Annotated in this window: 10 protein-coding genes and 2 pseudogenes; 2 read left to right on the forward strand and 10 right to left on the reverse strand. The window is 70.6% G+C overall.

Annotation, left to right across the window (positions count from 1 at the left end; translation table 11 throughout):
* Window positions 1-260, reverse strand: a pseudogene (locus GA0070560_RS27700) (IS982 family transposase); the annotation flags it as partial.
* A gap of 134 nt (window positions 261-394) precedes the next feature.
* On the opposite strand from GA0070560_RS27700, the gene GA0070560_RS27705 reads away from it, so the two are divergent.
* Window positions 395-1,081 carry a winged helix-turn-helix transcriptional regulator gene (locus GA0070560_RS27705; protein ID WP_091303045.1) on the forward strand — a complete coding sequence of 229 codons (687 nt, stop codon included), beginning with the start codon at window positions 395-397 and terminating at the stop codon, window positions 1,079-1,081.
* A 136-nt stretch (window positions 1,082-1,217) separates the two neighbouring features.
* Here GA0070560_RS27705 and ispG read toward each other — a convergent pair whose 3' ends face one another.
* The 8 genes from ispG to GA0070560_RS27745 all read right to left on the reverse strand — a co-directional run bounded on the left by ispG (window position 1,218) and on the right by GA0070560_RS27745 (window position 7,060).
* The gene (gene ispG, locus GA0070560_RS27710) at window positions 1,218-2,390 is read right to left on the reverse strand and encodes a flavodoxin-dependent (E)-4-hydroxy-3-methylbut-2-enyl-diphosphate synthase (RefSeq protein WP_091303047.1); all 1,173 of its coding nucleotides are present in this window, start codon (window positions 2,388-2,390) and stop codon (window positions 1,218-1,220) included.
* Between the two features lie 9 nt (window positions 2,391-2,399).
* Complete coding sequence (locus GA0070560_RS27715; protein ID WP_091303049.1) at window positions 2,400-3,641, reverse strand: M50 family metallopeptidase; 1,242 nt, start codon at window positions 3,639-3,641, stop codon at window positions 2,400-2,402.
* Entirely contained in the window at window positions 3,641-4,852 is a 1,212-nt protein-coding gene (gene dxr, locus GA0070560_RS27720) for a 1-deoxy-D-xylulose-5-phosphate reductoisomerase (RefSeq protein WP_091303051.1), read from the reverse strand. Before dxr ends, GA0070560_RS27715 begins: the two co-directional genes overlap by 1 nt.
* 43 nt (window positions 4,853-4,895) lie before the next feature.
* Complete coding sequence (locus GA0070560_RS27725; protein WP_170839617.1) at window positions 4,896-5,480, reverse strand: Uma2 family endonuclease; 585 nt, start codon at window positions 5,478-5,480, stop codon at window positions 4,896-4,898.
* Window positions 5,481-5,721: 241 nt separating this feature from the next.
* Complete coding sequence (locus GA0070560_RS27730) at window positions 5,722-5,928, reverse strand: DUF397 domain-containing protein (protein WP_091303055.1); 207 nt, start codon at window positions 5,926-5,928, stop codon at window positions 5,722-5,724.
* A gap of 127 nt (window positions 5,929-6,055) precedes the next feature.
* Window positions 6,056-6,262, reverse strand: coding sequence for a DUF397 domain-containing protein (locus GA0070560_RS27735; protein WP_091303056.1), 207 nt, complete (start codon window positions 6,260-6,262; stop codon window positions 6,056-6,058).
* On the reverse strand, window positions 6,253-6,546 hold the full coding sequence (locus GA0070560_RS27740; RefSeq protein WP_139131628.1) for a Scr1 family TA system antitoxin-like transcriptional regulator: 294 nt from the start codon (window positions 6,544-6,546) through the stop codon (window positions 6,253-6,255). The genes GA0070560_RS27735 and GA0070560_RS27740 overlap by 10 nt, the downstream gene beginning before the upstream one ends.
* Before the next feature lie 10 nt (window positions 6,547-6,556).
* Window positions 6,557-7,060, reverse strand: coding sequence for a helix-turn-helix domain-containing protein (locus GA0070560_RS27745; RefSeq protein ID WP_245675766.1), 504 nt, complete (start codon window positions 7,058-7,060; stop codon window positions 6,557-6,559).
* 415 nt (window positions 7,061-7,475) lie between these two features.
* On the opposite strand from GA0070560_RS27745, the gene GA0070560_RS27750 reads away from it, so the two are divergent.
* Window positions 7,476-7,739 (forward strand): hypothetical protein, encoded by a 264-nt coding sequence (locus GA0070560_RS27750; RefSeq protein WP_139131631.1) that lies wholly within the window; start codon window positions 7,476-7,478, stop codon window positions 7,737-7,739.
* Between the two features lie 13 nt (window positions 7,740-7,752).
* On the opposite strand, the pseudogene GA0070560_RS30195 reads toward GA0070560_RS27750, so the two are convergent.
* A pseudogene (locus tag GA0070560_RS30195) lies at window positions 7,753-8,949 on the reverse strand (ISL3 family transposase); the annotation flags it as partial.

Consider the following 8,949-nt stretch of genomic DNA (forward strand, 5'->3'; position numbering starts at 1 on the left):
ATCAACGGCAGCGCGGCGCGGAGCCGCTTGTTGTATCCGGGGCGCTGGGGCAGGTACGGGAACATGCCGGCCAGATGAATACGGGCGTAACGGATCCAGTGCGCCTCCGAACGGGCACCGAGCAGGACCTGCGCCACGGCCAGGCAGACCAGTTCGGAGTCAGTGAGCAGCGGCGGCCTGCCGCGCCACCGGGGCGTGCGGATGCAGTCGTCGATCTTCACGTACAGTGCGGTCAAGAGGGTATCCAGGTCTTGCGTCACAACATGATCTTGGATGCCCTCTCTTCATGCCCACACATCGACCCCTGACTTCGGAACTACTCGTCTAGTACGAGATCTGTACCGCCGGCTCGGCGTCCTGTTCACCCTTGCGACGGCGGCATAGCGTGCAGGCCATGGGCTCCTCGTACCGTCAGTTCTGCCCTGTCGCGAAGGCCATGGAACTGCTCGACGAACGCTGGACGCTGCTCGTCGTCCGGGAGCTGGTGAGTGGTTCCCAGCGGTTCAACGAGCTACGTCGGGGCCTGCCGAGGATGTCGCCCAGCCTGCTGTCGCGGCGGCTGCACCAGCTCGTGCGGGCCGGGGTCGTGCAGCGACACGTCGTGGGCAACGACGTGCGGTACGTGCTGACCCGGGCCGGACACGAGCTGCGCCCGGTGGTGGAGGCGCTCGGCGCCTGGGGCATCCGCTGGGTGGGCGAGTTGGGCGACGAGGACCTCGACCCGAAGCTGCTGCTGTGGGACATGCACCGCAACGTCGACCACGCCGCCGTCCCCGACGGGCGTACCGTCGTCCACTTCCGCTTCCGCGACGTCCCGGCCGACCTTCGTGACTGGTGGCTGGTCATCACCGGCGGCGAGGCCGACGTGTGCGACGCCGACCCGGGCCACGCGGTTGCGGTGACGGTGACGGGGAGCCTGCGTGGGCTGGTGGAGGTCTGGCGGGGTGACCTGACCTGGCCGGAGGCGCTGCGCGGCGGCGTCGTGCAGGTGTCCGGTCCGGAGACGCTCCGCCGGGCCCTGCCCGGCTGGTTCACCCTGTCCGGCTTCGCCGCGGTGCCCCGCCCGACGTCGCCGGCCTGATCGGCGGGTGCCGGCAGCGCCACCGTCGGCCGTCCGGATCGAGGCGGACGTCGCAGGACCGCCGCGACGGCAGCGGGCGGTCATCCCCGCCGGGGACGACCGCCCGTACCGTTGTCAGGACTACCGGCTCCGGCCGTCAGTGGACGGTGACAGTGGCCCGCGGGACCAGGTCGCGCAGCTCCTCGGGGATCTCCGCGCCCATCTCGTCGGCGAGCCGGAGCGCCTCCTCGATCAGGGTCTCCACGATCTGCGCCTCGGGCACGGTCTTGATGACCTGGCCCTTGACGAAGATCTGGCCCTTGCCGTTGCCGGACGCCACCCCGAGGTCGGCCTCGCGGGCCTCGCCCGGACCGTTCACCACGCAGCCCATCACGGCCACCCGCAGCGGCACCGGCAGCCCTTCCAGGCCGGCGGTGACCTCCTCGGCGAGCTTGTAGACGTCCACCTGGGCCCGGCCGCAGGACGGGCAGGAGACGATCTCCAGGCCCCGCTCACGCAGACCCAGCGACTCCAGGATCTGGGTGCCGACCTTGATCTCCTCCACCGGCGGGGCCGACAGCGAGACCCGGATGGTGTCGCCGATCCCCTCGGCCAGCAGCGCGCCGAAGGCGACCGCCGACTTGATGGTGCCCTGGAACGCCGGGCCGGCCTCGGTGACGCCCAGGTGCAGCGGGTAGTCGCACTGCTCGGCGAGCTGCCGGTACGCCCGGATCATGACCACCGGGTCGTTGTGCTTGACCGAGATCTTGATGTCGCGGAAGCCGTGCTCCTCGAAGAGCGAGCACTCCCAGAGCGCCGACTCGACCAGCGCCTCGGCGGTGGCCTTGCCGTACTTGGCGAGCAGCCGCTTGTCCAGCGAGCCGGCGTTGACGCCGATCCGGATCGGCACGCCCGCGTCGCCGGCCGCCTTGGCGATCTCCTTCACCTTGTCGTCGAACTGCCGGATGTTGCCCGGGTTGACCCGGACGGCGGCGCAGCCCGCGTCGATCGCGGCGAAGACGTACCTCGGCTGGAAGTGGATGTCGGCGATCACCGGGATCTGCGACTTGCGCGCGATCGCGGGCAGCGCCTCCACGTCGTCCTGGCTGGGCACGGCGACCCGGACGATCTGGCAGCCGGAGGCGGTCAGCTCGGCGATCTGCTGGAGGGTGGCGTTGACGTCGGAGGTGAGGGTGGTGGTCATCGACTGCACCGAGACCGGGGCACCCCCACCGACCGGCACCGAGCCGACCATGATCTGGCGGCTGGCCCGGCGCGGGGCGAGCGGCGGGGGCGGTACGGCGGGCATACCGAGACTGACAGCGGTCACTTCAGGCACTCACCTTGAGAAGAGCGTGATCGGGTTGATGATGTCCGCGGTGGCGGTGAGCAGCGTGAAGGCCCCACCGACCAGGATCACCGCGTACGTGACGGGCATGAGCTTCAGGTAGTCGACCCGGCCCGGGTCCTGACGGCCGAGCAGACCGTACAGCCAGGAGCGGGCCCGTTCGAACCAGGCGATGGCGATGTGGCCGCCGTCCAGGGGCAGTAGCGGCAGCAGGTTGAACACCCCGACGAAGAAGTTCAGCGAGATGAACAGCAGGACCAGCATCTGCCAGACGCCGTTCTCCAGCGCCTCGCCGCCGAGCCGGCTGGCGCCGACCACGCTGATCGGGGTGTCCTTGTCCCGCTCGCCACCGGTGACCGCCTCCCAGAGGGCGGGCACCTTCTCCGGGATCCGCTTCATCGCCTCGTACGTGCCGACGGCCAGGTCCTTGGTGTAGCCGGCGGTGGCCGGGATCGCCTCGACCGGGCCGTACGTGACGGTGGCCGGGACGCCCGGCGGCAGCGACGGGCCGACCACCCCGACCACGGAGACGGTCTTCGCGGGCCCGTTCGGGTCGTCCAGCGGCTTGCGCTGCACGGCGGCCGGGGTGACCTGGAGTTCGCCGGTCACGCCGTCGCGCTCGTACCGGATGGTGGCCGGCTGCCCCGGGGGCAGCTCACGGGCCGTCCTGGTCAGCGCGGCGTAGTCGACGATCGCGACGCCGTTCACCGCGAGGATCTTGTCGTCGTCGCGCAGGCCGGCCTGCTTGGCGGGGCTCGCCGGGTCGCCCGGGGCGCACTCGCGCTGCGCGCCGTCGGGCAGGATGCAGTCGACGACCTTGACGTGCGCCGGCAGCGGGTTCGGGATGGCCTTGTTCGGCATGCCCATGAACATCGCCGCGAGCCAGATCGCGATCGCGGCGAGGGCGAAATGGACGACCGAGCCGGCGGACATCACGATCGTCCGCTTCCAGACCGGGTAGCGCCACATGGCCCGGTGCTCGTCGCCCGGCTCGACGTCGTCGTCCTGCGGCGTCATGCCGACGATCTTGCAGAACCCGCCGAGCGGGATGGCCTTCAGGCCGTACTCGGTCTCGCCGCGCTTGAACGAGAAGATCGTCGGGCCGAAGCCGACGAAGTACCGGGTGACCTTCATCCCGAACGCCTTGGCGGTCAGCATGTGCCCCGCCTCGTGCAGGCTCACCGAGACGAGGATGGCCAGGGCGATCACCACCACCCCGAGCAGATACAGCATCAGGCTTCCTTCCCCGACCCCGAGATGATCTCCTGCGCGTGCGCGCGTGCCCACGACTCGGCCGCGAGCACGTCCTCGACGGTACCTGGTTCGCCGAAATCGGGTGCCTCGTCCAGCACCCGACGGAGGGTGTCGACGATGCCGAGGAAGGGCAGCCGGCCGGCGACGAACGCCGCGACGCACTCCTCGTTGGCCGCGTTGTAGATCGCCGGGCGGCAGCGGCCGGTCTCCCCGGCGGCCTTGGCCAGCGCCACCGCCGGGAACGCCTCGTCGTCCAGCGGCGCGAACTCCCAGGTGTGGGCCTTCGTCCAGTCGACGGCGGCGGCGGCGTCCGGCACCCGGTCCGGCCAGCCGAGACCGAGCGCGATCGGTAGCCGCATGTCCGGCGGGCTGGCCTGGGCGATCGTGGAGCCGTCGGTGAACTCGACCATCGAGTGGATCACCGACTGCGGGTGCACCATCACCGTGATGTCGGCGTAGGGGACGTCGAAGAGTTCGTGCGCCTCGATCACCTCCAGCGCCTTGTTGACCATGGTGGCGGAGTTGATCGTGACGACCGGCCCCATGTTCCAGGTGGGGTGTGCCAGCGCCTGTTCCGGCGTGACCTGGGTCAACTCGTCGCGCCGCCGGCCCCGGAACGGCCCGCCGCTGGCGGTGACCACCAGCCGGCGCACCTCGCCACGGGTGCCGCCGCGCAGGCACTGCGCCAGCGCCGAGTGCTCGGAGTCGACGGGGACGATCTGCCCCGGCCGCGTCACCGCGGCCTTCACCAGCGGGCCGCCGGCCACCAGCGACTCCTTGTTCGCCAGGGCGAGGGTACGACCCGCACGCAGCGCCGCGAGGGTCGGCGCGAGCCCCAGCGACCCCACCACCCCGTTGAGTACGACGTCGCAGGGCCACTGGGCCAGCTCGGTCATCGCGTCCGGCCCGGCGACGATCTTCGGCAGCTTGAAGTCCCCGGTGGCCCAGCCGCGCCGGCTCGCCTCGGCGTAGAAGGCGAGCTGGAGGTCCTGCGCGGCGGTGGACTTCGCCACCCCGACCGCCTCGACGCCCAGTTCGAGGGCCTGCGCGGCGAGCAGTTGCACGTTGCCGCCACCGGCGCCGAGCGCCACCACCCGGAACCGGTCCGGGTTGCGCTGCACGATGTCGATGGCCTGGGTGCCGATCGATCCGGTGGAGCCGAGCAGGACGAGGTCGCGGCGTGTGGTCACCGGGCCATTCTGCCCCGGCGTGCCTGAGGGCCCGCTGGGAGCCTCAGCCCTCGGTGTCCGGGTCCTGCGCGTCCTCGTCGTCGAGCAGGTCGGCCGGGTCGAACGACAGCGCGAAGGGCTCCCGCATGACGAACGTGGTGCCGGCCGCTGCCGACACCGTCGGCTCGTACGCGCCGTCACTGAGCTTCGACAGCACCACGTCGACGCCACCGTCTCGCAGGTCGACGTGCAGGTGGAACGGCACCGCCGAGGCGCGGTACTCGGCCACCCGGTCGAACGGCTCGACTGTCATCCGGGGTGAGGTGATCTCGGCCAGCAACACCGCTTCCGTCACGGGGACAGCCAGCTCGCCGCGCCCCGGCCGTCGTAGGACCGCCAGGTGCGGGATGAAGAGGTCGTGCCCGGCGACGATGTTCACCGATCGGTACGCCCACAAGCCGCAGCGTCGCGCGGCCTGAGCGACCCGGTGGGTCAGTTCCCGCTGGACGGCTCGTTGCCGGTAGTCACCGTCGGGTGAGACGACGACGGCACCGCGCAGGACCTCGATCCGCGGCCCGTTCGTGTCGGGCAGGAGGTCGAGGGCCAGCGACGCGGTCCACGGGGCGTTACGCCGGGTCAGTGCGTCCATCCGGCGAGCATCGCCCAGGAGGTGCCGTCGAGACGGACCGTACGTGCGACAGACCACTCGCGGAGGCGCCCCGGGTCGCCGGATGGACGCGTCTGACACCCATGCCGTGCCGCCCGCCTGCACGCCTGCACGCCTGCACGCCTGCACGCCTGCAGATCTTGGCGAGTTCTCGTCAGCTACGAACGACAAGTCGCCAAGATCTGCCGGCTGAGGTGTCCGAGTTCGCGGGGAGCGGGGGAGGTCAGGGACGGCTGGGGAGGCTGCCCGAGCGGGCACCCCGCACGAAGCCCGTCCAGGCATCCGGGGAGAAGGTCAGTGCCGGCCCCTGGCGGTCCTTGCTGTCCCGCACCCCGACCACACCCGGCAGATTCGTCGCCACCTCGACACAGGTGGAGCCGCCGTTGTCGCTGCGGGTGGACTTACGCCAGACCGCGCCGGTCAGGTCCATGACTTCGCCAACTCCTTGATCAGATCCCGCGATGCCCGACGGGAAGTGCCTGGCCACACAGGTTCTTGCACCTGCGCCGGAGCTGTCGACGTCGTCGGGACGCTCGACGTTCGCAAGTTCCGGCGGGTCAGCGGCGGCTGGTGAGGCGGCTGGAGGAAACGCCATCGGCGAAGGCCGTCCACGCCTCGGGAGCGAAGGTGAGTACCGGCCCCTGGCGGTCCTTGCTGTCTCGCACCCCGACCACACCCGGCAGATTAGTCGCCACCTCCACGCAGGTGGCACCGCCGTTGTCGCTGCGGGTCGACTTACGCCAGACCGCGCCGCTCAGATCCATGACTTCGCCAACTCCTTGATCAGATCCCGCGACGCCCGACGGGGAAGCGCCTCGCCCCGCAGGTTCTCCCACCTACGCTGAAGGCTATCAACGTCATCAGGACGATCGGTCACGTGCGCACGCAGCGGGGTGTCCAAGTGCGCCACCTCACCACCGTCGGGGGTTCTGGCCAGGATGAACGCACCCGCCAGCCCTGCGTGCATGCCCACATCGGCGGGAACCACATGCAGGTTGACATGTGGCAGCTCAGTGATCCGGAGCAGATGTTCGAACTGCTCGATCATCACAGCCGGCTCACCGACCCGCCCGGCGTAGCACCGCTTCGTCGACCACCGCAATAAACTCCGGCGGCTGCTCCCGGTCCAGCACGGACTGCCGCTCCATCCGCGCAGTGATGCGCTGCTCAATCTCGCTGTCCCGCAGCATGCCGCCGCCGCGAAGCACGGCCCGGCCATACGTTTCCGTCTGCAATAAGCCTGGGATGAGCGACGGCTCGAACCAGCGGATCAGGGTCGCCTCCCTCTCCACGCTGATCCATTCGCGGAACCACGGCGGCGCGGCGTCGGCGCGGACAAAGGTGAGCAGCCGTTCGAAGAGACCGCTGGCCTCCAGCGCCGCGTCGGCCCGGGTGATGAAGTCCTGTGACGGCGTCCGGTGGCCGATCTCCACCATGCCCACCAGCGACGACGAGTAGCTGATCCGCTGGGCCAGATCGTCCTGGCTCAGCCCTCGCTCCTTGCGGGCACGACGTAGCTCCGCGCCGAGGAACTCCAACGTCGACATGCCGCCGTTGACCATCACACCTCCACCACAGTCCATCCACCCCTCACCAACACCCACCACCGCAGCTCGGCCCACTGGCACACCCGCTGGTGAGGACCCGCACCACCTTCCGACCGTAGTCGTGTCCCCAGCAGAGTGTGAACAGGCGCGAGGAAGGAACAGGGCAGATGGGCAAGAGGAAAACGGCGGTACCGGTTGCACCACGGCACCGGCGGGACTGGTCGCGGTGGGGTCGGTACTGCATCTGCGGGCTGCGCTGGCCGTGCCCGGACCGGCACGCCGCCGTACCGGTGCGTCAGCCACCTCCGGCGATCCCGCCGCTGCCCGCGCCGCGCCGCCACCTGTGGGACGGTCCCACGGCCGTGCACTGGGTGGGCGCGGCGAACCTCATCACGCGCGGGCAGGCGTACCGGGCGAACGGGGGCCGGCGATGACCCGACAGGTACCCGCACCGCTGCTGACAGTGGGTGACCTGGTCGAGGTCAGCGAGGCGGACTACTGCTACGGCACCGGGACGCTACGACTACAGCTCACCGACCCATCCGCTGGCCTCGACCACCCCGGCCTGGAATGGATCGAGCTGACCGGCGTGGAACTCCGGCCAGACGGGCGCGCGGCCCGGGGCGGCGAGCCGCGTACCGCTCTCGTCCTGGTGGCCGCCCTCCGCGCCCGGCTTACCGGGGACCGACGATGACGGCTCTTCGAAGTTAAGCGGGGTTGAGGTGTCCGCGGTGGCGTCGGGTGGTCGCGGTGCGGGTGCGTAGGCGCTGGTTTTTGGGGTTGCGGAAGCCGTAGGCGTCGCGGGCGACGGTCTTGATGACCCGGTTGGTTCCTTCCGATCCGGCGTTGGTGATCCCGGTGCGCATGAACGCGAGGATCTGTGGCCACCAGGTCTCGATGGTGGTGGCGAGTCGGTGCAGTTCGGGCAGGTCGGTGGCGGCGCAGCGGGTGTAGAAGCGGCGTAGCAGCTGGTGGACGTGTTCGCGGTTCGGGTGGGTGCGGGCGGTCGCGAGCAGGTCGAGGAGGTCTTCCTTGGCGTTCCACGCGTCGAGGATCGGGGCGCCGATCTTGGCGGGTAGTGCTTCGAGGGTGTCGGTCAGGCGGTCGACGTGCTTGCCGGGCATGCGGGCCGCGGAGCGGGTCAGCCGGTTGCGCATCCGCCATTCGGGGTCGCTGTTGCGGCCACGGCGTCCGCGTTGAGTCAGCGTCATGCGTCGGCGGACCTCGGTGACGGCTCGGTTGGCCAGTTGCACGATGTGGAAGTGGTCCACGACCAGCAGTGCGTGTGGCAGCACTTGCCGGATCGCGGCTTTGAACACGGTGCACATGTCGATCGCCACCGCGCGGATCTGCTCGCGCCAGGCGGGTGGGCGGGCGGTCAGCCGGTGACCGCGGCGGTGGTGCGGCCTTCGACCTGCGCGAGTAGCCCTTGGCCGCCGGACAGATCCACGAAGCCGACGTGCCACCGGTCCGCGTTCGTGGTCCACGAGGCGGCCTGCTCATCCCAGCGCCAGTGCGGCTTGCCCCGGCGGACCTCGTCGATGCCGAGCACCGCGACCGGCTCCGGCTCGGCCGGCAGCACTGCGGTGGCGTGGGTGGTGAACGCGGCCGCGACGATCGGCCACGAGATGCCGTGGTCGCGGGCAGCCTGCACGATCGTGCGACCCGCGTCGGCGACCGCCGCCCCGGCCGCCTGCCGCAACCGGGTAGTCAGCCGCGAACGGGCCGGAACCTGGGCGACCTGCTCCGTGAACGACCTGCGCGGACAGGCCGGCGTCGGGCAGAACCAGCGTCGTTTGCGCCAGCGCAGCCGCACCGGCCGCCCGGCGACCGGCAGGTCCCGCGGCCGGGTCGTGGCCCACTGCTTCACGCGCACCGCCCGCTGTCCGCACCCCGGGCAGCAT

This window comes from Micromonospora halophytica (genome assembly GCF_900090245.1).
Taxonomy (GTDB): Bacteria; Actinomycetota; Actinomycetes; order Mycobacteriales; family Micromonosporaceae; genus Micromonospora; species Micromonospora halophytica.

What these genes read in the sequence shown, in the direction of transcription:
- GA0070560_RS27745 (WP_245675766.1), bottom strand. Translation starts at nt 7,060, where the DNA reads ATGGTCAACGGCGGCATGTCGACGTTGGAGTTCCTCGGCGCGGAGCTA.
- GA0070560_RS27705 (WP_091303045.1), top strand. Translation starts at nt 395, where the DNA reads ATGGGCTCCTCGTACCGTCAGTTCTGCCCTGTCGCGAAGGCCATGGAA.
- GA0070560_RS27730 (WP_091303055.1), bottom strand. Translation starts at nt 5,928, where the DNA reads ATGGACCTGACCGGCGCGGTCTGGCGTAAGTCCACCCGCAGCGACAAC.
- GA0070560_RS27725 (WP_170839617.1), bottom strand. Translation starts at nt 5,480, where the DNA reads ATGGACGCACTGACCCGGCGTAACGCCCCGTGGACCGCGTCGCTGGCC.
- GA0070560_RS27735 (WP_091303056.1), bottom strand. Translation starts at nt 6,262, where the DNA reads ATGGATCTGAGCGGCGCGGTCTGGCGTAAGTCGACCCGCAGCGACAAC.
- GA0070560_RS27715 (WP_091303049.1), bottom strand. Translation starts at nt 3,641, where the DNA reads ATGCTGTATCTGCTCGGGGTGGTGGTGATCGCCCTGGCCATCCTCGTC.
- GA0070560_RS27740 (WP_139131628.1), bottom strand. Translation starts at nt 6,546, where the DNA reads ATGATCGAGCAGTTCGAACATCTGCTCCGGATCACTGAGCTGCCACAT.
- GA0070560_RS27750 (WP_139131631.1), top strand. Translation starts at nt 7,476, where the DNA reads ATGACCCGACAGGTACCCGCACCGCTGCTGACAGTGGGTGACCTGGTC.